Here is a 21,607-nt window from a genome sequence, read left to right as displayed (position 1 = left end):
CGATCCGAGTCGCCAGTCGTGATGTCTGGAAGCCTCGATCTTTTTTCTCTGCCGTGAAGCGGCATAGCCGCCCAAGGAACCATCAATGCCACCGCCGCGCGTCGATCTTCCGAGCGCATGTAGCGAGCATTGGAAGCGTCGCTCTTAAGTAACCGGAGCGACGACTACAACGCTTGCAGATACATGATGTCACGCTGAAACCGCTGCGGAATCGGACCTTGGTCTTACAGGTAGCGCAATGCGGATGCTGAGCGAAACGCGAAGCCAGAGGACATCGATCATCCGCCGAGCGCGATGATCGCCATCGTGAGCAGCACGCCGACCGCCGCCATCGCAAGGCCGGCTTGCCAGCCGCGAAATCCCGCGTATTGGCCCAGCGCCATGCCGCTGCCGAATAACATCGCAATGGTCAATACACGGGAGACGATCAGCGCGGTCGGGACGTGCGCGAACAGCACGAAGGGCAACGCGACCGGGAACGTCGAGGCAACGACGAGCACGAAGATAGCCGCGGCGGCGACGAAATCGTCGCGCACGAATATGGCTCGCTGCGGCAGATCCGGCCGCGCGGCAACACGCCTGCGGATGGATTCGAGCTCCGTGTCGCCGATCAACGGCTTGAGCCATGACGCCATCGCATCGCGAAGCGCCCGAACGCCCGCGGCCGCATCCGGCTCACTTCGCACGGAATGCGCAACCGTCATACGTCTGCCGCGAGACACCAGCGTACGCACGAGGTACATCACCGCGTCCGCGAGGCCCCAGGCAAGATTGCAGCCGAGCGCGGTGTAGAACATCTTGTGCCCCGCGTCCGCACCCGCGCCGACGGCCGAGACGGTACCGACGAAGGTCAGCGCCATGAAGAGGCCGAAACACAACTCGCACACTCGATCGACGACGTCGAGGACCGGCTCCCTGTCGCCGACGTTTTCCCGCTCCGTGTGACCGGTGGCATCCATGAGGCCTCCCGTGGCGATGGCGTCGAACTATCGCGCGCGCTTCGCCGGCTTATGGACGAGGTACCGCGAGGACAGTCGGATCGGGCTCGCGCGAGCAAACGCCCAGAGCATACAGCGCGCCCTGTACCGACGATATTGGACCAAGGTCGTATGGCCCTGCTTCGCGCCGCGCTCTACCTTGGGAATGGATCATTGCGCAGTACCCTGGAACAGTCCGCGCTGGGGAGAAGAGTATGACCAAAACGAAGTCGGAAAACGGGCAGCCCGAGAAAGACAGGTCGCTGTCGTACAAGGAGTATCGCAAGGCGTTGTTCGATCTGCATGTCGAACTCGTCAAGCTGCAGGAATGGGTCGTGCAAACGGGAGCGAAGATCTGCATCGTCTTCGAGGGTCGTGACGGCGCGGGCAAAGGCGGCACGATCAAGGCGATGACCGAGCGCGTCAGTCCGCGCGTGTTCCGCGTGGTCGCGCTTCCGGCGCCGAGCGAACGCGAAAAAAGCCAAATGTATATGCAGCGCTACGTGCCGCACTTGCCGGCCGCGGGCGAGGTCGTCATCTTCGACCGTAGCTGGTACAACCGCGCGGGCGTGGAGCGCGTGATGGGCTTTTGCTCCGAAGATGACGTGCAGGACTTCTTCAAGGCGGTGCCGCTCGTCGAGCGGGCGATCGTTCATTCCGGGATCATCCTGCTCAAATACTGGCTGGAGGTCAGCCCCGAGGAACAGACTCGCCGGCTCGAAGCGCGCATCAACGACGGCCGCAAGCTCTGGAAGCTGACCGACATGGACCTGAAATCCTATAGCCGATGGTATGACTACTCGCGCGCCCGCGATGAGATGCTCGCGGCGTCGGACACCGACTTCGCCTCGTGGTACCTGGCGAACTCCAACGACAAGCGGCGCGCGCGGCTGAACATCATCAGCGACATGCTTCAGAGGGTTCCGTATAAGCAGCCTGCCCGCAAGAAAGTCTCGCTGCCGAAACGGCAAAAGCCGGACGGCTATAAGGAACCAGACTATCCGTTTAAATATGTGGCCGAGCGGTATTGATGAGGCAGGTGTAGTTCGCCTCACCTCGCTAGAACGACTCGTTGAACGGGCGCAGGTCGATTTCCTGCGACCACGCGCTGCGTCCCTGCCGATGCAGGTGCCAGTATGCTTCGGCGATGTCGTCGGGGTTCAGCAGGCCGTCCGGGCCGCGTTCGGCCACGTATTGCGGCGCGGACGTGCGCAGACGTTCGCCGTCGATGCCGCCATCCACCACCACGTGCGCTACATGAATATTGCGCGGCCCGAACTCGCGCGCGAGGCTCTGCGTGAGCGAGCGCAAGCCGGCTTTGGCCGCGGCGAATGCGGCAAACGGCGGCCGCCCGCGCAGCGACGCGGTGGCGCCCGTGAACAGCAGCGAGCCTCGTCCTGCTGCCAGTAAGGCCGGCAACGACGCTCGCGCGAACAGAAAACCGCCAAGGGTGATGACGCGCCATGCCGCCTCGAACTGCTCGGCGCTCAATTCGAGCGTCGGTCCACGCGTTGCGCCGGCAGCGTTGAAAATCGCGACTTCGAGCGTGCCGTGGCCGGCGAGCTGGCGCGCAATGGCGGCGAGTTCGCTCTCGCTCGTCACGTCGCCGGGCAATGCATCGGCTTGCCCTCCGGCACGCCGGATTTCGTCGACGATCGTATCGAGCCGATCGCGCGAACGGCCCGTCACCGCGACGCGCAGACCCTCGCGAGCAAAACGGCGCGCGAGCGCGGCCCCTAGCCCGGCGCTCGCGCCCACTCCGGCAATCCACGCGACACGCGCGTTCGCCGCGTTTCCGACAGCTTCAGTCATCGCACTCTCCTTTGGGTCGTACCCGTGGCACGACAGGCTTCACGGCACCAGGTACATGCTTGCATGGTGTCATCAGCTTAGGCGACTTTCGTCGGATCGGCTGGCGAATCGAATCGTCGGAGTTGTCGAGCTGCCGCTGACTTTCAAACGTAGGGCAGCGCTGCCTCGCAACCGGCTTCAACGAGGCTGCGGCGATAAGCGAAGGACGCGAGCGGGTAGTCGAAGAAGAAGCGGCCCGTGTCCCGTTTCTGCACGTAGAACGCTTCGGCCTCGCATTGCGGCGTCGCAATTCGCAGCGTGCGCGCCCACGCGAATGCCAGCAGCATCCAGCCAAGCATCGCGAGATAGTCGTCCGCGACGCGGTAGGCCGTCTCCGGGTCTTGCGCATGGCGTGCCTTGATCATCCGCGTCGTATTCCCGACTATCTCCGCGAGTTGTTCGAGCTTCGCACCCGCAGAACGAACCAGCGGATCGGACTCCTGGCACAACCGCGCTTCGGCGCGCACGTGACGAAGCAGGATATCGAGGGCTCCAGCCCCGTCCGGCAGCACCTTCCGAACCAGCAGATCGATCGCCTGAATCTCGTTGGTGCCTTCGTACAACATCGACACGCGGCTATCGCGCAACGTCTGTTCGATGCCGTACTCGTGGATGTAGCCGTAACCGCCGAACACCTGCAATGCCTTCGATGCGGCGTCGAATCCATTGGCCGTAAAAAACGCCTTCGCAACCGGCGTGAGCAACGATGCGAGCTGCGCCGCCCGGTCTCGCTCGTCGGCATCGGCATGATGCGCGGCGATGTCGAGCCAATGCGCGGTCCAGTAACCGATTGCGCGCTCGCCTTCGACGATCGCCCGCAGCTCCATCAGAATCCGTCGCATGGCCGGATGAAACGCGATCGGCGCAGCCTGCCCCGCCGCGACGGTCACGCCGGGCGGCACGCTGACCGCGCGCATCTGCGCGCGTTCCTGCGCGTAAGCATGCGCGCGTTGCCACGCGGTGTGCGCATGCCCGAGGCCTTGCATCGCGACCTGCAGGCGCGCCGCATTCATCATCACGAACAGGCAAGCCAGGCCGCGATGCGGCTCCCCGACGAGCCAACCGAAAGCGCGTTCGAAGCGCATCGTGCAGGTTGGGCTGCCCTTCAGGCCCATTTTCTTTTCGATGCCTTCGCAATGGACACCATTGCGCGAGCGCCCACCGTCGCCGTCTTCGAGCCATTCCGGCACGACGAACAGTGACAACCCTTTCGTACCGGATGGCGCATCGGGCAAACGGGCGAGCACCAGATGAACGATGTTCTCCGTCAGGTCGTGCGCGCCGCCGCTGATGAAGATCTTGCTGCCGTCGATGAAATACCCGTCGGTGCCCGGTGCTTCTGTCGCACGCGAACGGATCAGGCCGACATCGCTGCCGGCCTGGGGCTCGGTCAGACACATCGTCGATAGCCACTCGCCACTCGCGACTTTCGGCAGCAACTCTGTTTTCATGCGCTCGCTGCCATGCATCTGCAAGCAGGCAGTCGCGCCGTGCGTGAGCCCAGGGGACATCAACCACGCATGATTGGCGCCCGCGAGCATTTCCTGCAGTGCGACGTCGAGAAGCTGCGGCAGGCCCTGTCCGCCGTGCCCGGCGTCGAGCGACAGCGTCGGCCAACCCGCTTCGACGAACTCCGCGTAGGACTCGCGAAAGCCCGCGGGCGTCGTCACCTTGCCCGCATCGAAACGACATCCTTCGAGATCCGCGCTCGCGTTCAGCGGCGCGATGCGCTCCTCGACGAAACGCGCCGCTTCCTCCAGCACCTGCTGCGCCGTCTGCGAGTCGAGATCCTGCCAGTCGGGCACCTCGCGCCACCACGACGCGGCGTCGAGCCACTCGTCCATCACGAAGCGCATGTCGCGCAGCGGCGCCTTATAAGTCAACGTCATTTCTTCGTGTCCCCGGACTAGCTGCCTTTGCGCGCATGGATCACCGTCGCGTCGGCTGCGTCGGCTTCGTGCATAGCTTCCACGAGCGCGGCGCGGTGCTGGAGCACGGCGCGCTGATTGATCGAGCCTTTGTCGGTGATCTCGCCCAGGTCGAGCGACGGCGGCGCGCTCAGCAGGTGCATGCGGGCAATGAACGACGCACTGCCCGTCGCACTCCGATTCAGCCGCTCGACGAGTTCGCTGAAGAAATCGCGCACGGCGGCCGTGTTGAGCACCTCCTCCGTGCTCGCATCCGCGGGCGAACCCGCCAATGCGCGACACGCGTCGAGGCGCGGAAAAATCATCACGCCGACTTCGTCACGGTTCATCCCCGTAATGACCGCATCCTGAACGTAGGGCGCCCCTTCGCTGATGATGCGCGCGCGCATCGGCCCAACGCTGACGAAGGTTCCCGACGCCAGCTTGAAGTCTTCCGCAATGCGGCCATCGAACATCAGGCCCAGTTCCGGACGTTGCGGGTCGACGAAACGCACGGCGTCGCCGGTGCGGTAGTAGCCTTCGTCGTCGAACACGCTGCTCTGAAGCGCCGGCGATGCGCGCCAGTAACCGCCCATCACGTGAGGGCCGCGAAAGCGCGCTTCGAATTTGCCATCGACGGGCGCGATCTTGGCCTGGCACCCCGGCGGCGGCAAGCCGATATAGCCGGCGCACGATACGGGTCCCGTGGTGAACAGACACGACGGGGCGGTTTCGGTCATGCCGAGCCCGGCCATGATGCGGATGCGTTCTCCGCAATGTTCGAGCGTCACGCGTTCCAGACGCTCCCACGCCGCCTGCGACAGACCGGCGCCCGCGAAGAAATACATCTTCACGCGCGAGAAAAACCGCTCGCGCAACACCGCATCCTTTTCCAGCGCGATGGTCAGTTCTTCCCAACCCTTCGGCACGTTGAAGTAGATGGTCGGCGCGATCTCACGCAGATTGCGCAGCGTCTCGTCGAATTTGCCGGCGATGGGTTTGCCGTCGTCGATGTAAAGCGTGCCACCGTTGTACAGCACGATGCCGACGTTGTGGCTGCCGCCGAACGTGTGATTCCACGGCAGCCAGTCGACGAGGACCGGCGGCTCGATGCCGAACTGCGGAAAGGTTTCGAGCAGCATCTGCTGGTTTGCGCACAGCATGCGATGCGTGGTCGGCACGGCTTTCGGCAGGTTCGTCGAGCCGGACGTGAACAGGAACTTCGCAATCGTGTCGCCATTCACGCGCACGTTGGCCGCGTCGACGTCGCGCGGGACGGTGTCGAGCAATGCGCTAAAGCGCGTCACCCTGGACGCGGTCGGCGCGGGCGCCGCGCTGACACGTTCAACTTCGCTATCCAGCGCGGCATCGAGCGCGGTTGTATATGCACCGATATCGTCCGCGTAGACCAGACCCGGTTTGAGCAGTTCGAGGACATGGCGCAGCTTTCCGTAATCGCCCGACATCAACGAATAGGCCGGCGACACCGGTGCATAAGCGATACCGGCCCACATCGCGCCGAGTGCGAGCTGCATATGTTCGACGCTGTTGCCCGACAGGATCACCAACGGGCGCTCGGCGCTGAGATCGCGATCGAGCAGCGCCTGCCCGATCGCACGCGCGCGCTCGAGCATTTGCGCATATGTGATGCCTTGCCACGCGCCATTGGCATCGCGTCGCGCGACGAGCAGCCGGTCGGGATGCGCGCGTGCGCCGCTCAGCAAGCGGTCGGTAAAGCGCTCCGGAAACGGGCCCAGAGGTTCAAGTGACTCGAGGTACCAGCAGTCGCCGCGTTTCTCGATCCGCGAGGAAGGCGCTCCGATGGCGACGCTCCGGTATCCGGTCGCCAGAGAGCTTGCGTGGCCGTGCTCCGATTCCAAAACCTGTCTCCTATGTCGACCAGAGTTAGCGCTTTAGCGCTTACTCTGGTCCCATGCGATCCATCGCGGTCGACCAGAGTTAGCGCTTTAGCGCTTACTCTGGTCCCATGCGATCCATCGCGGTCGACCAGAGTTAGCGCTTTAGCGCTTACTCTGGTCCCATGCGATCTATCGCGGTCGACCAGAGTTAGCGCTTTAGCGCTTACTCTGGTCCCATGTTGGTTGTATCGCTTTTCCTACCCTTAGGGCATTGCGGCCGGGAGCCGACGCCTAGATCGGATAATGACGCGGGCTCGTCTGCACCGTGATCCAGCGCAACTCGGTGAACTCGGGAATCGACGCCTTGCTGCCGAAGCGCCCATAACCGCTCGCCTTCACGCCGCCGAACGGCATCTGCGCCTCGTCGTGCACGGTCGGGCCGTTGATGTGGCAGATGCCCGACTCGATGCGTTTCGCGACGTTCATCGCACGTGCAATATCGCGGCTGAACACGGCCGCCGACAAGCCGTACTCGCTGTCGTTGGCGACCGTCAGCGCCTCTTCGTCGCCGTCCACGCGCTGTACCGTCACCACCGGGCCGAACGATTCGTCAGCATAGAGCTTCATCTCGCGGGTAACGTTCTCGACAATCACCGGCTGCATGATCGCGCCGTTCACCTCGCAACCGAGCGGCAGCTTCGCACCCTTTTCGCGGGCATCTTCGACGAGCGCGCGAATGCGCCGCGCGGCGGCTTCGCTCTCCAGCGTGCCGAGAATCGAGCCCGGCTGCGTCGGATCGCCTGCCTTCAGCGTGCGCGCTTTCGCGACGAGCTTCTCGACGAACGCATCGGCAACCTTGCGATCGACGACCACGCGTTCCGTCGACATGCAGATCTGGCCTTGATTGAAGAACGCGCCGAACGCGATACCTTCGACCGCGGCGTCGAGGTCCGCGTCGTCGAGCACGAGCACCGGCGCCTTGCCGCCCAGTTCGAGCAGCGCGGGTTTCAGATGGCGCGCCGAAAGCTCGGCGACGATGCGGCCGACCCGCGTCGATCCGGTGAAATTCACGCGCTTCACGGCGGGATTCGCGACCAGACGCTCCACGATCGCAGGCGCATCTTCCGGCGCATGCGTGAGCACGTTGACGACGCCTTCGCCGAGTCCCGCGTCGTTCAGCACTTCGCCGATCAGCGCATGCACGCCGGGACACCCTTCCGACGCCTTCAGCACGACCGTGTTGCCGCACGCGAGCGGCATCGCGAGCGCACGCGTCGCGAGAATCACGGGCGCGTTCCACGGCGCCATGCCGAGCACGACACCGCACGGCTGACGCACGGCCATCGCGAGGCTGCCCGGCACGTCCGAAGGAATCACCGCACCGTCGATCTGTGTGGTCATCGCCGCGGCTTCGCGCAGCATGTTGGCCGCGAGCATCACGTTAAAGCCGTACCAGTTCGCCATCGCCCCCGTTTCGGCCGCGCCGATCGCGATGAACTCGGCCGTGCGCGCGTCCATGCGGTCGGCGGCGGCGAGCAGGCGTTTGCGCCGTTCAGTCGGCGTGAGCGCCGCCCATGCCGGGAACGCGCGCGCCGCGGCGGCGACGGCCGCATCGGCGTCCTCGACGGTGGCCGCCGCGGCGCGGGTGGCCACCGCGCCCGTCGCGGGATTGATGCGCTCGAAAGTCTTGCCGTTCGACGCGGCACGTTTCGCGCCGCCAATCAACAGGTTCGTTTGATGCATGTGTTCGTCTCCTCAGTCGTAGCGGTGAAGTGCTCCGCTTAGCGCTTGTAGGTCTGCAAGCCCGGCTTGATGCTCTTGTCGTCGAGGAACTGCTTCAGGCCCTGTTCGCGGCCGCCTTCCGGATCGCGATAATTCGCCTGGTCGAGCTTCGCATACAGGTAGTCTTCGTTCTGCTCCCATGTGAGTTCGCGCGAACGCTTGAAGCCATGCTTCGCATTGCGCAGCACGACCGGGTTCTTGTTCAGCAGTTTCGCCGCGAGAGCGATCGTTTCGTCGCGCAGTTGCGCGAGCGGCACGCTCTTGTTCACGAGACCCATCTTCGCGGCTTGCGGACCCGTGAAGGTGTCGCCCGTCATGATGTAGTACAGCGCTTCACGATGCCCGACAGTATCGGCCATCGCCTTGCTCACGAGGTTGCCCGGCGGAATGCCCCAGTTGATTTCGGACAGGCCGAACACGGCTTCGTCCGCTGCGATCGCCAGATCGCAGGCGACGAGCGGCGAGAAGCCGCCGCCGAAGCACCAGCCGTTGACCATCGCGATGGTCGGCTTCGAGTACATGCGCAGCAATTGCCATTGCCAGCGGCTCGCGTCGCGGCGAATCCGCTCCTGCAGCACGTCCGGACCCGCGTCCACTTCGCGGAAATATTCCTTCAGGTCCATGCCGGCCGTCCACGCGCTGCCCTCGCCGGTCAGCACGAGAACCTGGGCTTCGGCGTCGAGTTCGAGCGTCTCGAGAACGTCGATCATTTCCTTGTTCAGCGTCGGGCTCATCGCGTTGCGCTTTTCCGGACGATTGAACGTGACCCAGGCGATTCCGCCTTCCACCGCGACCTTGACCGTTTTCCAGCGTCCTTCGTAACTCATCTGCATCTCCGTATCAATGCCGCCCTCGCGGCCTGAGCTCAATTTAATATCAGGCGACCTGATAAGTAAAGTACAATGTAGAGGTCTTGGTACAAACCCCTAACCGCCTATGCCAACGATCAAGAGAAAGCCGTCAGGGTCCGCAACCACGCTAGGCGCCACGGCGCGGCGCAACGTGCGCGATCGAAGGCATGCTGCCGCTCCGGTGCGTCTGACCTACCTTGCCGGGCAGCTCGACAAGTTTCTCACGCGGCAGCTTTCCGAAGCGCTCGCGTCGCACGGTCTGACGTTGCCGCAATACACGGCGCTGTCGGTGCTGCGGGCGCGCGCGCGTTCGTCGAACGCGCAGCTCGCGCAGCGCTCGTTGATCACGCCGCAAGCGGCCAGCGTGGTCGTCAAATCGATGGAAGCGAACGGATGGGTCACGCGCGTGGCCGATCCGTTCAACCGTCGCGTCGGGCTGCTGTCGCTGACGCAGGCCGGCGAAACATTGCTGGATCAGTGCGACGGTGCCGCCGACAGGGTCGAGCAATCGATGCTTGACGAAATCGATGAACACGGTTCACAGATGCTGAAAGACCTGCTGTCGACATGCGTGCGCAATCTTCGCGCAGCCTGACGCATCAGCCTTAATTACACATAGGAGACGCCATTGAATATCGATCAACTGAAGGCCATCGACACCCACGTGCATGCCGAGGTGTCGTGCTGTCAACCGCCAGACCTGTTTGCCAAAGAATTCGACGAAGCCGCCGACAAGTACTTCGGCACCGTGCTCAAACAAGGGCGCCGACCGACCATTCCCGAAACGATCGAGCACTATCGGGAGCGCAAGATCGGCTTCGTGATGTTTACCGTCGACTGCGAAGCGAACGTCGGGCGCCGTCGCATTTCGAACGAAGAGGTCGCGCAGTTCGCGCAGAACAACGCCGACATCATGATCGCGTTCGCCAGCATCGATCCGCATAAAGGCAAGTTCGGCGCGCGCGAAGCACGGCGGCTCATCGACGAGCACGGCGTGCGCGGCTTCAAGTTTCACCCTACGATGCAGGGCTTTTTCGCCAACGACCGCATGGCGTACCCGCTATATGAAGTGATCGCCGAGTACGGGCTGCCGGCGGTCTTTCACAGCGGACATTCGGGCATGGGCTCGGGCATGCATGGTGGCGGCGGCTTGCGCCTCAAGTATTCGGAGCCGATCTATCTCGACGATGTGGCCGTCGACTTTCCAGACATGAAGATCGTGATCGCGCATCCGTCCTGGCCGTGGCAGGAGCAGGCGCTGTCGATCGCGCTGCATAAGCCGAACGTGTATATCGATCTGTCGGGCTGGTCGCCGAAGTACTTTTCGCCCGAGCTGGTCAAGTATGCGAATACGCTGTTGCGCAACAAGGTGCTGTTCGCGTCCGACTTCCCGCTGATCCGGCCGGACCGCTGGCTGGAGGACTTCGACACGCTCGACATCAAGCCCGAAGTGAAGCCGCTCGTTCTGAAAGAAAATGCCGTCAGCTTGCTGGGTTTGCGGGCCGACGCATGACGAATCGCGAATGACGCATGAAAAATGGCCCGGCGCGAAAGCGCCGGGCCATCTCCGTCCATCAACGAATACTTAGCGTTTCGCGGCGTTGGAGCGAATGACGAGCAATGCCGTAATCGCCGCGATGATGGTCACCGGCACGCTCGCGCCGATAACGAGGGCCGAGCTTTTTCCCATCGACAGCAATTGCCCTGCGGCGGCGGGGCCGACGATCGAACCGACGCGTCCCACCGCCACCGCGGCGCCGACGCCCGTACCCCGCACGCTGGTCGGATAGCTCGCGGCGGACAGCGCATACAGCATCGACTGCGCGCCGACGACGCCCATGCCGGCGAACAGCACGGCAACGGATAACGTCTCGATGCTGGCGACCTGCGAAAGCGCGACCAACGCACCGACGATGCACGCATAGATTGCCGTGACCGACAGGCCTTGTCTGAAGCGATCCATCAGCAGACCGATGCCGAGCACGCCAATCACGCTGCCGACGTTGAAAAAGATCTGTGCGATCCCGGCCTGCGAACGGCTCATGCCGCGCCCCACGGTCAACGAAGGCAACCAGTTCAGCAGGAAATAAAGAACGATCAGCGTACAGAAGAAACTGATCCAGATACCGATCGTCGCCGCGGCGCGCCCCTCGCCGAACAGGACTGCGCGCGTCGAAAGCAGCGGTTTGTCCGCTTCAGTCGATTCCCGCGACTCGGCGGCGAATTCGCGTGACTCAGGCAGCAACGCGATCAGCAGCGGAATGATGAGCAGCGGTCCGACTCCGCCTACGTAGAAGATATGACGCCACGCAGTAGCACCCGCGCTCAGCACGGCGATCAATGCGGCAAGCGCGCCGCCGACCGGCATACCGCAATACATGACACTGACCGCCGTGTTGCGGTGACGCGGATCGACCGCCTCGGAAGACAACGCGATCAGGTTCGGCATCGCGCCGCCGAGCCCGATGCCCGTCAGCAGGCGAGCAATCAGCAGACTTTCGAAGCTCCAGACCTGCGCGGTCGCAATCGAGAAGATGCCGAATACCGCCATTGAGATCATTAGAACGCGCTTGCGGCCGATCCGGTCGGCGAGTCTGCCGCCGATCATCGCGCCCGGCAAAAGCCCCAACATGCCGGCGCTGAAAGCGAGCCCCAACTGGCCGACCGACAAGCCGAACTCGTGCGCCATCCGAGGCGCCGCAACGCCGGTGGACTGCAGGTCGATACCCTCCAGCACCGCGACGAGAAAGCACAATGCCAACGTTAGTGCAGTACTGGAGCCCACCGCACTCGACCGATTAGCAACACTTGACATGACGTCTCCTTGACCTTTGATTGAATTACCAGTGGCCAGCTACGCTTCGTCGTTCGACGAAGCGGCCATGGGAAGGAGAAGATTTCTGACAATGATCTTTGTGTCACTTATCAGAACCCTTCCCACAGCACCCCCGGAATTAGTGATGAGTCTAGTCTCAGGACACCTGATATTGAAAGTAGAATATGATATGCCTGGTAGAAACACCTAAGCTAACCTGATAATGACCAAGACAATGGAGAAGCGGCGAACGCCCCTTGCCAAACAGGCCGGTTCAACGAAAACCGGTGCGCCACCTGCCCGCGTTTCCTATGTGGTCGGCCAACTGGACCGCCTGCTCAAACGCAGCTTGATCGATGTGCTGGGTGAATTCGGGCTGACCTTGCCTCAATTCACCGCGCTCTCCGTGATCAGCGCCAGCGGCGCGATGACCAACGCTAAACTCGCCGAACGCTCGTTCATCACGCCGCAGTCGGCCAACGAAGTTGTCAAGACGATGGAGGCCAACGGTTGGGTCGGACGCGCTGGACATCCTACGCACGGCCGGCTGATCCATCTGTTTCTGACCGACGAAGGGCGCCGGGTACTGAAGGAATGCGATTCGGCGATCGACACGCTCGAAGCGTCCATGCTGGACGGAGTAACGGAAATCCCGGTCGATACGCTGCGCAAGGTGCTGCAGCGATGTGTGTCGAATCTGCGTGGTTGAGTGGACCTTTCCAATGACAAAAGAGCAGTCGCGCTCGAATCGAGCGCGACTCTTTTTCTTTCGCCCGAGGCTGAATCGCGTTCAGCTCGGTGAAATCCCTGGTCGGCATTTAGCCGCGTATTACCCCGCCCACTGCGTCGATCGCTATATTGCTTGTCAACGGCCGCTTTGCGCACACCGCGATAGCGCGTCCGCCTCGCCTTTCCCAACCCGATTCGAGAGGACACGAAGCATGTCAAAGCGCATTCTTATCATCGCCGGTGATTTCGTCGAAGACTATGAGCTGATGGTGCCGTTTCAGGCATTGGGGGCAGTCGGTCATAAGGTGGACGTGGTTGCGCCCGACAAGCGCGCCGGCGACGCGATTCGCACCGCGATCCACGACTTCGAAGGCGATCAGACCTACACCGAAAAGCGCGGACATAACTTCACGCTGAACACCGACTTCGCATCGGTGGACCCCGCGAAATATGACGCGCTGCTCGTGCCCGGCGGCCGCGCCCCCGAGTATCTGCGGCTCAACGACAAGGTGATTGGCTGGGTGCGCCATTTCGCCGAAGCGAAGAAACCGATTGCCGCGGTCTGCCACGGCGCGCAACTGCTTGCTGCGGCGGGCGTGATCGAAGGCCGGCGCATCTCCGCGTATCCGGCCTGCGCGCCCGAGGTGAAGCTGGCGGGCGCGGAGTACGTGGCGCTCGACTGGCCCGACGCGATCACCGACGAGAACTTCGTCACCGCACCCGCATGGACTTCGCACGTGAACTGGATCGCGCAATTCCTTGCGCTGCTCGGCACGCGCATCGCGCATTGAAGGAGCGCCAGGACCGAAGCGCGGCATCGCGGGCGAGCAACCGTGTTACGCTCGATCACGACGGCATGAGCGACCGCACCGCGCGCTTCGCGTCCTGCGACGTCATCACTTGCGAGAAAGGCTGATCGTATGTGCAACGTCTATGTCAACGCTGATCCGATCCTCTACGAGTCGCGTACGCGCGCGCTGCGCATTCACGGCGTCGTGACCACGGTGAGGCTCGAAAATCTCTTCTGGGACGTGCTTCAGGAAATCGCCAACCGCGAGGACGTGACGACGACCCAGTTCGTCGTGAAGCTTCACGACGAACTGATCGCGTTGCGCGGCGAAGAGCCGTTGAATTTCGCGTCGTTTCTGCGCGTGTGCTGTTTGCGCTATCTGTCGACGAGCGCTGCCCGCAACGAGGCCGCTGGCGACGTGCAGCTCAACGCCCCGTTTCAACCCAGAGTCGTGAAGACGGCTGTGTGACGGATTCGTCGCCTGGCGGGCCGCGGCGTCGCCTCGGCCCGGTATCGCGAGTGCGGTCTCGCGCCGTATTTGTTCTGTTTTTGTTCCGTTGCGTCAGTCAACCGACGCATCGCATGCGCAATCAAGAGAAGACGCAGCGGCCGGTCGTTCCAGCACGGCAAGCCGTCGCAGTGTCACGAGACCGAGCAGTGCGAGTCCAAGTCCCAGCGTGAAGTCAGCGTGAATTCCCGCGCGGTCGACGATAGTGCCTCCCACTGCCGAACCCGCCGCAATCGCGACCTGGATGATGCTGACGAACATCGCCGAGCCCGCTTCGGGCAGGTCTGTCGTGCTGCGCTGAATCCATACGCTGAAGCAAAGCGGCAGCGCTCCGAACGCGATACCCCACAGCAGCATCCCCGCAGTCTCGCCGATCGGCGAATGCTCGAGCAGCAACATCGACGACATCGCGCCCAATAGCAGCAGAACCATCGCGGCGACGGATTTCTTCAGATGGTCCGAAATCACCATCGACGCCAATGCATTCGAGAAGAAGCCGATCAGACCGAATCCGAACAGCAGCAGGGTGATGGCGCTCAACGAGAAGTCGTGTTCGAGCAGCGGAGCAATGTACGTGTAGGTCGAGAAATGCGCGCCGAAGACGAGCGCGACCATCACCATGCTCAGCCTCGTATGAGGCCGGCGAAGCAGTGTTTTGAAATCGGCGATCCGCAATGCCGATGCTGACGGCAACGAAGGCACGAGGAACGCCTGCGCCAGCAAGGCGAGCGACACGAGGCCCGCGGTCGCGGCGAACGCGAGGCGCCACGATGCAAACGACGCGATGAACGTCCCGAGCGGCACGCCGATCACCGTTGCGCAGGTCACGCCGGTCAGAATGGTCGCGGTTGCTTTGGCGGCATCCTTTGCTTGCACGAGTCGAGGAGCCGCCGCCGTCGCCAGAGTCCAGAAGCCACCCAGCGCGCCGCCGAGCAAAGCCCGTCCTACGAGCATGATCGCGAGGTTCGGTGCGATCGCGCACACGACGTTCGCGATCAACAGTACCGCGGTGAGGAGCAGGAAGACGTACCGGCGGTCCATGCGGCCCGCGCTGACTATCAGCGTCGGCGCCAATATTGCGGCCATTACACCGGGCGTGGTGACCATCAGACCAGCGACACCAGTCGACACGCCGAGGTCGTGTGCGATCTGTGGCAACAGCCCGACGGGCAAAAACTCGGCCGTGACGAACGCGAACGCGCTTACCGCAACAGCGATGACGGATAGCCATTGACCTGCGGAGGTTGAATTCCCTTCCAGGGACGCTGAAGTCGTAGGTGTATCGATGTGCATGATGACCCTGATGCCAGATTGAAGCCTGACACTTTAGGCGGGGTCTCACGTTGGAAAAAGAGTCGTCCGATGAAAAGACTAGAAGGTGTGGCTGAACAATGCGCGGGCGACGATATTCCGCTAACGGCCGAAACGACCGCGTAGCCTCTTTCATATGCGCCGGCATGAAAGCGTTCGTCATCAGCGGCGTGATGCGTTTCGTTGACAGTCTTCCACGATGTTAGAAAATCTCGTAAGTGGCGCCGAAGTGCTTGCATCGGGCCGCCAAGTCGGTATTGCAGTGTTCGCGGCCGCTTGAGGACTTCGTTTTTCGCCGTGTCCAATAGGGCTCCGTGATAGTTATACCGACTGGCCTGATCAGTACTTGGGAGACGGATGGCGATTGATTTGAAAGTGGGAGCCCACCGCAGTTGCACGCTCCATACGCGGCACGAATATCGCGGCAGCACGTCCAGCGACGAGGTGCGCACCGGCCGCCAGCTCATTGCTTCAGCAAGTCCATGGGAGCTCACGCGCGACGCGAGCCAACTAGCCCCGCACTTCCAATCTTCCCCTAATGACATCAACCAGGAGGCGGCCTCCTTTCGGCTTTCTCCGGCCGAAAAGACCGAGTGCATGCAACGATGGGAAGACGATCACAATTTGTGTTGGGCTATCGGGAAGCCAATGGGCGGATACGGAACAGTCCAGGCGTGCATGGACCGTGCGCGCTACAACTACAACATTTGCATGGGATTCACTCAGCAATATGAACACTCCACGCTCACCCCAGCCACCAAAATCAATCGTTGTCGGCTTCGTTCCTGAGGACATGGAACTGACCATTCAGATGGTTGATGAGGCGGCTCTCCAGCCACTTTTGACCGGGACGGTCTTCCCCATTCTGTTGTCAGACTTTGGCGACAAGATTGACGACGAAATCGCTCGCCGTTTCGGTGTCGCCATCCTCAACTGCCTGGCTCGATACAAACCCGAATTAGTGCCGCTCATGTCGTCGGTCACGCAAGAGCCGCAGAAACGACCGGAATAACGCATCTAAACGGCAAGTCTGCGCCCTGAAGGTACCTTAAAGCTCACTTGGCACCCCGCGTCAGCGTAACAATTCCGTTTTGCTCGAATGGACCTGATCAACAAATTCAATGCACGTATCTCCGAAAAGAAAACCGCCCCAATATGCCGATTGCATCCATAACCGCCTCATTGGGCGCGGAATTGCTTGTCGAGTTCGATACGGTGAACGTCGTTGCAGATGAAAGCAGACGCTGCCTTTCGCTAAGCGAATAAAACAGAGAAGTAAAAACCGCGCGACGCGCCAATTAATAATTGCCGTGCCGGTCTTCCGCCTGGAATTAGAAAAATTCGGAAAATCCCCTTCCGAAATGGTCTCGTCTTGCAATCTGCGCTCAGTAACATATGCTCTCTTTCAGAGCGCTTTCCGGGTCCTTTTTCCGGGACCACGGTGCAAGCCGGTCGCCCTCAGGCGCGAGGCGACGGCGTTGTTTGCGTGTGTCGGCCGTCGCAGCGCGCCCGACGTTTCTCCGCCCACCCCCGGTCGAGGCTGCGTGGGCGGCAACCATCCTGAAAGCCGACATGTCGCGCGCAAACGAAATCAGACTGCCGAGTCTTTCCGGTGAGAGCAATCGCATCGAGGGGTAAGCAGCAGTTTGCGCATACGGGCGACGTGCGCGACCTAGTTGGGTTTCCCGAGTTTCTGTCACCGAGCTTTTGTAACGTGCGCCGCTCACAAGTGGGTGAGCGGCGTAACCGGCAATGATGCCGACCGCACGGATGAATGTCGCGCTCACGCGGCTCGAGTCGAACCACCGCAGGCGAGCGTCAATGTACAAGGAGTCTTGGCGATGAAAGCTCCTCAGCGTCCTCAGCGCATCGAGTTGATGGCGCCACTGTCGGGCGTACTGGTTCCTCTCGACAGCGTGCCCGATCCGGTCTTTGCCCAGAAGATGGTCGGCGATGGCGTATCGATCGATCCGACCTCGGATGAACTGCTATCGCCGCTTGCCGGCAAGGTCACGCAGCTCCACAGCTCGTGCCACGCCGCAACGATCACCGGCGACAACGGTCTGCAAGTGCTGCTGCACATCGGGCTCGACACCGTGTTGCTGCGCGGCGAGGGCTTCATGCCGTTGGTCAAGGAAGGCGACACCGTCGCGGCGGGCACGCCGCTGATCCGCTTCGACCCGATCGTGGTCGGTGCAAAAGCAACCAGCCTGCTCACGCAAATGGTCATCGCCAACGGCGATCTCGTCACGCGCTACCTTCCCGCGAAAGGGCTCGTCGTCGCCGGCACCGACGTCGCGCTGTACGTCGAACTGGTCGGCAGCGTGGAGAACAAGGATACGGCCAGCGCCACCGGCGCGATCCTCTCCGGCGAAATCACGCTGCCGAATCCGGCGGGCCTGCATGCGCGGCCCGCCGCGGTCGTCGCGGTCGAGGCGAAGAAATTCAAGTCCGAGATCCGCTTGCTGCGCGGCGACGCCAGCGCAAATGCCAAGTCCGTCGTCGCGCTCATGGGACTCGCAACGAAGTTCGGCGACAAGCTGCGCGTCGAGGCCCGCGGTCCCGACGCGGCGGAGGCGGCCAGCAACGTCGCGCGACTGCTTGCCGAGGGATCGGGCGAAAAGCCCGGCGATGCGCCCGCACCCGCGGCGGCCGCGTCAAGCGCGCCGGCTGCGCCAGTACCGGCACCGAGCGAGGCGGCTCCCGCCGACGCCAACGAATTCATCGGCGTCTCCGCTTCGCCGGGGCTTTCGGTCGGCAAGATCGTGCAGTTCCGTCAGCAAGTGATCGAGGTGAACGAAGCGGGCGAGTCGCCGCAACGCGAACGAGCGCAACTCGAAGCGGCGCAGCATCAGGCGCGTCAGCAGATCGAGGGGCTCAAGGCGACGCTCACCGATCCGTCGAAAGCGCAGATTCTCGACGCGCATCTCGAACTGCTGGACGATCCCGACCTGAACGACGCCGCCATCAGCAGCATCAGCGAGGGAAAGGGCGCGGGGTTCGCGTGGCGCGATGCGTTCCAGAACCAGGCAAGCATGCTTGAAAAGCTCGACAATCCGCTGCTGCGCGAACGCGCCGGCGATATCCGCGACGTCGGCCGCCGTGTGCTCGCGCTGCTCGCCGGCGTGAAGCAGGCGCAGATCGACGTGCCGGAAGAGTCGATCCTGATCGCTGAGGAACTGTCGCCGTCCGACACCACGTCGCTCGATCGCAGCAAGGTGCTCGGCTTTTGCACGACGACCGGCGGCGCGACGAGCCACGTCGCGATCCTCGCGCGCTCGCTCGGCATTCCGGCGATCTGCGGTATCGACGCGCGCGCGCTGCAACTCGCCGACGGCACGCCCGTCGTGCTCGACGGTTCGCGCGGAACCTTGCGGCGCAACCCGAGCGCCGACGAACTGGAAAAGGCGCGCGAACGCATCAGGCGCCAGGCCGCCAAACGCGAAGACGAAAAGCTCGCGGCAAGCAAGCTCGCGATGACGGCCGACGGTCACCGCGTCGAAGTCGTCGCGAACATCCGCAATGCGCAGGAAGCGCGCGACGCGGTCGCGGGCGGCGCCGAAGGCGTGGGTCTGTTGCGTTCCGAGTTCCTGTTCGACGCGCGCGACACCGCGCCAAGCGAAGACGAACAGGCCACCGAATATTGCGCCGTCGCGGAAGCGCTCGGCCGCGAGCGCACGCTCGTGGTCCGCACGCTCGATGTCGGCGGCGACAAACCGCTGTCGTATATGCCGCTGCCGAAGGAAGACAACCCGTTTCTGGGCCTGCGCGGTGTGCGCGTGAGCCTCGAGCGTCCCGACATCTTCCGCACCCAACTGCGCGCGATCCTGCGCGCGGCGCCGCTCGGCAACCTGCACGTGATGTTCCCGATGATCACGACGGTCGAGGAAGTGCGGGCGGCGCGCAAGATCCTGCTCGAAGAAGCCGGCGATCGCGCGGCGAGCGTGAAAGTGGGCGTCATGATCGAAGTCCCGGCGGCCGCGCTGATCGCCGAGCCGCTCGCACGCGAAGTCGACTTCTTCTCGATCGGCACGAACGACCTCACGCAATACACGCTCGCGATGGACCGGGGCCATCCGCAACTCGCAAAGCAGGCCGACGCGCTGCACCCCGCCGTGTTGCGTCTGATCGGCATGACGGTCGACGGTGCGCATCAGCACGGCAAATGGGTCGGCATTTGCGGCGGCATCGCGTCGGATGCGATGGCGGTGCCGGTGCTCGTCGGCCTTGGCATCGACGAGCTATCGGTGAGTATTCCGGCGGTCGGTTCGATCAAGGCCCAGCTTGCACGCATCACGACCGACGAAGCAAAGAAACTCGCCGCCGAGGTGCTGCGTCTGGGCACCGCCGCGGAAGTTCGCGCGCATCTGTCGCGCTTTGCCGACTGAGCGGATCAACAGGAGATCAGTCATGTTCTCGCATGCGTTCGGAGTCTTGCAGAAGATCGGCAAATCGCTGATGCTGCCCGTCGCCGTACTCCCGGTGGCCGGCTTGCTGCTCGGTCTCGGCGCCACCGACTTCCACGGTTACGTGCCGACCGTCGTGCTCGCGCTGATGAAGAACGCGGGCGACGTGATCTTCGCCAACCTGCCGCTGATCTTCGCGATCGGCGTCGCGCTCGGCTTCACCGAGAACGATGGCGTCTCGGGTATCGCCGCAACGATCGGGTATCTGGTGATGACGGCCACGCTGGGTGTGATCGCGAAAATACAGGGCATCGAAACCGACACGATCATGGGCATTCCGTCGATCCAGACCGGCGTGTTCGGCGGCATCCTCGCCGGTGGTCTTGCGGCCTGGATGTTCAACCGCTACTACCGGATCACGTTGCCGCCGTATCTCGGCTTCTTCGCCGGCAAGCGCTTCGTGCCCATCGTGACCGCGATCGGCTCGATCGTGCTCGGCGCGATCCTGTCCTTCGTGTGGCCGCCGATCGGCGGCGCAATCAAGGCTTTCTCGCATTGGGCGGCGGTTTCGGACCCGCGCACCGCCGCGACGGTCTACGGTTTCGTCGAACGTCTGCTGATTCCGTTCGGTCTGCATCACATCTGGAACGTGCCTTTCTTCTTCGAAATGGGCAGCTTCGTCGACCCGACGACCGGCAAGGAAGTTCACGGCGACATCACCCGCTATTTCGCGGGCGACCCCACCGCCGGCATTCTCGCGGGGGCGTTCCTGTTCAAGATGTTCGGCCTGCCGGCCGCGGCGATCGCGATCTGGCATTGCGCGAAGCCGGAGAAGAAGGTGGCCGTCGGCGGCATGATGGTTTCGGCCGCGCTGACTTCTTTTCTCACCGGCATCACCGAGCCGATCGAATTCGCGTTCCTGTTCGTCGCGCCGGTGCTGTACCTGATTCACGCATGCCTCGCGGCGTCGGCGCAGTTCGTGGCGAACACCTTGGGCATGCGCATGGGCTTCACGTTCTCGCAAGGCGGCATCGATTTTCTGATGTTCAACCTGATCGGCGGAAAGGCCACGCACGCCTGGTATGTTTTCATTCTCGGTCCAATTTACGCGGTGATCTATTACGGCGTGTTCCGCTTCGTCATCACGCGCTTCAACCTCAAGACACCCGGCCGCGAGGACGACACGGCGGATACCGTGGCGGTCGCCGCGAGCGGCGCGGGCGGACGCTCGCGCGAACTCGTGCTCGCCTTTGGCGGCCGCTCCAATATCACCAGTCTCGACGCTTGCATCACGCGGCTGCGCATCTCCGTGAAGGACCCGGCGCGCGTCGACGAACACAAGCTCAAGGCGCTCGGTGCGGCGGGTGTGGTGCGCGTGGGCAACGGCGTGCAGGCGATCTTCGGGCCGTTGTCGGAGAACATGAAAACCGACATGCAGGACTATCTGAAGACAGCGGGCGCAGAAGCGGATCTGCCGGCGGCCGGCGCACCCGGCGTGGAAGGCGCAGCAGCCGCGACTGCCGCGGCTTCAGCGGCCGTGGCCGCCTCGGCGCAACACTCTGCGCAGGAAACGGAGCGCGCTGAAAAGATTCGTGCGGCGCTGGGCGGCGCGGCCAATATCCTGAAGCTCGACGCGCTGGCGGCCACGCGGTTGCGTGTCGAGCTATTGGATGCGTCGCGCATCGACGCGGCCGGCTTGAAAGCGGCGGGCGTGGCCGCCACGCAAGCATTGAAGAACGGTGCACTCGATCTGATCGTGGGTCTCGGCTCGGGCAGCCTCGCAGGCGCAATGCGATAGGAGCGATGCGTTCATAGGGGGCC

General features: G+C 63.0%; 18 protein-coding genes. 10 read left to right on the top strand and 8 right to left on the bottom strand.

All coding sequences use genetic code 11. The annotated features are described in order from the left end of the window. Positions 1-278: 278 nt before the first annotated feature. A complete protein-coding gene (locus AB3X95_RS16085; protein WP_176120517.1) occupies positions 279-959 on the bottom strand; it encodes a hypothetical protein in 681 nt (226 codons plus the stop codon). A 233-nt stretch (positions 960-1,192) separates the two neighbouring features. Here AB3X95_RS16085 and ppk2 point away from each other — a divergent pair, with 233 nt between their 5' ends. Further along, entirely contained in the window at positions 1,193-2,008 is an 816-nt protein-coding gene (gene ppk2 / locus AB3X95_RS16080; protein ID WP_176368482.1) for a polyphosphate kinase 2, read from the top strand. A gap of 28 nt (positions 2,009-2,036) precedes the next feature. On the opposite strand, the gene AB3X95_RS16075 is transcribed toward ppk2, so the two are convergent. From AB3X95_RS16075 to AB3X95_RS16055, 5 genes are all read right to left on the bottom strand, one after another. Next, positions 2,037-2,789 carry an SDR family NAD(P)-dependent oxidoreductase gene (locus AB3X95_RS16075; protein ID WP_176368481.1) on the bottom strand — a complete coding sequence of 251 codons (753 nt, stop codon included), beginning with the start codon at positions 2,787-2,789 and terminating at the stop codon, positions 2,037-2,039. Between the two features lie 143 nt (positions 2,790-2,932). Beyond that, positions 2,933-4,717, bottom strand: coding sequence for an acyl-CoA dehydrogenase family protein (locus tag AB3X95_RS16070; RefSeq protein WP_368621873.1), 1,785 nt, complete (start codon positions 4,715-4,717; stop codon positions 2,933-2,935). Positions 4,718-4,734: 17 nt separating this feature from the next. After that, entirely contained in the window at positions 4,735-6,615 is a 1,881-nt protein-coding gene (locus AB3X95_RS16065; RefSeq protein ID WP_368621872.1) for a feruloyl-CoA synthase, read from the bottom strand. Between the two features lie 270 nt (positions 6,616-6,885). Further along, a complete protein-coding gene (locus AB3X95_RS16060) occupies positions 6,886-8,337 on the bottom strand; it encodes an aldehyde dehydrogenase (RefSeq protein ID WP_368621871.1) in 1,452 nt (483 codons plus the stop codon). 38 nt (positions 8,338-8,375) lie between these two features. Then, a complete protein-coding gene (locus tag AB3X95_RS16055; RefSeq protein ID WP_176107413.1) occupies positions 8,376-9,203 on the bottom strand; it encodes a p-hydroxycinnamoyl CoA hydratase/lyase in 828 nt (275 codons plus the stop codon). Positions 9,204-9,378: 175 nt separating this feature from the next. Between AB3X95_RS16055 and AB3X95_RS16050 the strand changes: the two genes are divergently transcribed. Then, on the top strand, positions 9,379-9,822 hold the full coding sequence (locus tag AB3X95_RS16050; RefSeq protein WP_368621870.1) for a MarR family winged helix-turn-helix transcriptional regulator: 444 nt from the start codon (positions 9,379-9,381) through the stop codon (positions 9,820-9,822). 33 nt (positions 9,823-9,855) lie between these two features. Continuing rightward, entirely contained in the window at positions 9,856-10,740 is an 885-nt protein-coding gene (locus tag AB3X95_RS16045) for an amidohydrolase family protein (protein WP_176120510.1), read from the top strand. A 72-nt stretch (positions 10,741-10,812) separates the two neighbouring features. Here the strand turns inward: AB3X95_RS16045 and mhpT are convergent, their stop codons facing one another. Beyond that, positions 10,813-12,042: a 3-(3-hydroxy-phenyl)propionate transporter MhpT gene (gene mhpT, locus AB3X95_RS16040; RefSeq protein WP_176120509.1), complete on the bottom strand. Its 1,230-nt coding sequence runs from the start codon at positions 12,040-12,042 to the stop codon at positions 10,813-10,815. A gap of 235 nt (positions 12,043-12,277) precedes the next feature. Between mhpT and AB3X95_RS16035 the strand changes: the two genes are divergently transcribed. The 3 genes from AB3X95_RS16035 (at position 12,278) to AB3X95_RS16025 (ending at position 14,030) form a co-directional block, all read left to right on the top strand. Continuing rightward, on the top strand, positions 12,278-12,751 hold the full coding sequence (locus AB3X95_RS16035) for a MarR family winged helix-turn-helix transcriptional regulator (RefSeq protein ID WP_246392000.1): 474 nt from the start codon (positions 12,278-12,280) through the stop codon (positions 12,749-12,751). Positions 12,752-12,983: 232 nt separating this feature from the next. Then, positions 12,984-13,562: a DJ-1/PfpI family protein gene (locus AB3X95_RS16030; RefSeq protein WP_176107408.1), complete on the top strand. Its 579-nt coding sequence runs from the start codon at positions 12,984-12,986 to the stop codon at positions 13,560-13,562. Between the two features lie 129 nt (positions 13,563-13,691). Further along, a complete protein-coding gene (locus AB3X95_RS16025) occupies positions 13,692-14,030 on the top strand; it encodes a ribbon-helix-helix domain-containing protein (protein WP_176368476.1) in 339 nt (112 codons plus the stop codon). A 93-nt stretch (positions 14,031-14,123) separates the two neighbouring features. On the opposite strand, the gene AB3X95_RS16020 is transcribed toward AB3X95_RS16025, so the two are convergent. Beyond that, positions 14,124-15,362 (bottom strand): MFS transporter, encoded by a 1,239-nt coding sequence (locus AB3X95_RS16020; protein ID WP_368621869.1) that lies wholly within the window; start codon positions 15,360-15,362, stop codon positions 14,124-14,126. Positions 15,363-15,737: 375 nt separating this feature from the next. On the opposite strand from AB3X95_RS16020, the gene AB3X95_RS16015 reads away from it, so the two are divergent. The 4 genes from AB3X95_RS16015 (at position 15,738) to ptsG (ending at position 21,584) form a co-directional block, all read left to right on the top strand. Continuing rightward, complete coding sequence (locus tag AB3X95_RS16015; RefSeq protein WP_368621868.1) at positions 15,738-16,169, top strand: hypothetical protein; 432 nt, start codon at positions 15,738-15,740, stop codon at positions 16,167-16,169. Between the two features lie 4 nt (positions 16,170-16,173). Further along, complete coding sequence (locus AB3X95_RS16010; protein WP_246391999.1) at positions 16,174-16,392, top strand: hypothetical protein; 219 nt, start codon at positions 16,174-16,176, stop codon at positions 16,390-16,392. 829 nt (positions 16,393-17,221) lie between these two features. Beyond that, positions 17,222-19,768: a phosphoenolpyruvate--protein phosphotransferase gene (ptsP, locus tag AB3X95_RS16005; protein WP_368621867.1), complete on the top strand. Its 2,547-nt coding sequence runs from the start codon at positions 17,222-17,224 to the stop codon at positions 19,766-19,768. 22 nt (positions 19,769-19,790) lie between these two features. Then, positions 19,791-21,584, top strand: coding sequence for a PTS glucose transporter subunit IIBC (gene ptsG / locus AB3X95_RS16000; RefSeq protein WP_368621866.1), 1,794 nt, complete (start codon positions 19,791-19,793; stop codon positions 21,582-21,584). The last annotated feature ends 23 nt before the right edge of the window (positions 21,585-21,607 follow it).

It is taken from the genome of Paraburkholderia sp. BR13444 (genome assembly GCF_040948755.1).
GTDB lineage: Bacteria > Pseudomonadota > Gammaproteobacteria > Burkholderiales > Burkholderiaceae > Paraburkholderia > Paraburkholderia youngii.
Note: the sequence above shows the minus strand (reverse complement) of the source record. Positions and strands in the feature narration are given on the sequence as shown.

Bases quoted from the DNA above. Each gene is read 5' to 3' on its own strand.
- AB3X95_RS16085 (WP_176120517.1), bottom strand. From the start codon at position 959: ATGGATGCCACCGGTCACACGGAGCGGGAAAACGTCGGCGACAGGGAG.
- ppk2 (WP_176368482.1), top strand. From the start codon at position 1,193: ATGACCAAAACGAAGTCGGAAAACGGGCAGCCCGAGAAAGACAGGTCG.
- AB3X95_RS16075 (WP_176368481.1), bottom strand. From the start codon at position 2,789: ATGACTGAAGCTGTCGGAAACGCGGCGAACGCGCGTGTCGCGTGGATT.
- AB3X95_RS16070 (WP_368621873.1), bottom strand. From the start codon at position 4,717: ATGACGTTGACTTATAAGGCGCCGCTGCGCGACATGCGCTTCGTGATG.
- AB3X95_RS16060 (WP_368621871.1), bottom strand. From the start codon at position 8,337: ATGCATCAAACGAACCTGTTGATTGGCGGCGCGAAACGTGCCGCGTCG.
- AB3X95_RS16055 (WP_176107413.1), bottom strand. From the start codon at position 9,203: ATGAGTTACGAAGGACGCTGGAAAACGGTCAAGGTCGCGGTGGAAGGC.
- mhpT (WP_176120509.1), bottom strand. From the start codon at position 12,042: ATGTCAAGTGTTGCTAATCGGTCGAGTGCGGTGGGCTCCAGTACTGCA.
- AB3X95_RS16035 (WP_246392000.1), top strand. From the start codon at position 12,278: ATGGAGAAGCGGCGAACGCCCCTTGCCAAACAGGCCGGTTCAACGAAA.
- AB3X95_RS16030 (WP_176107408.1), top strand. From the start codon at position 12,984: ATGTCAAAGCGCATTCTTATCATCGCCGGTGATTTCGTCGAAGACTAT.
- AB3X95_RS16025 (WP_176368476.1), top strand. From the start codon at position 13,692: ATGTGCAACGTCTATGTCAACGCTGATCCGATCCTCTACGAGTCGCGT.
- AB3X95_RS16020 (WP_368621869.1), bottom strand. From the start codon at position 15,362: ATGCACATCGATACACCTACGACTTCAGCGTCCCTGGAAGGGAATTCA.
- AB3X95_RS16015 (WP_368621868.1), top strand. From the start codon at position 15,738: ATGGCGATTGATTTGAAAGTGGGAGCCCACCGCAGTTGCACGCTCCAT.
- AB3X95_RS16010 (WP_246391999.1), top strand. From the start codon at position 16,174: ATGGAACTGACCATTCAGATGGTTGATGAGGCGGCTCTCCAGCCACTT.
- ptsP (WP_368621867.1), top strand. From the start codon at position 17,222: ATGAAAGCTCCTCAGCGTCCTCAGCGCATCGAGTTGATGGCGCCACTG.
- ptsG (WP_368621866.1), top strand. From the start codon at position 19,791: ATGTTCTCGCATGCGTTCGGAGTCTTGCAGAAGATCGGCAAATCGCTG.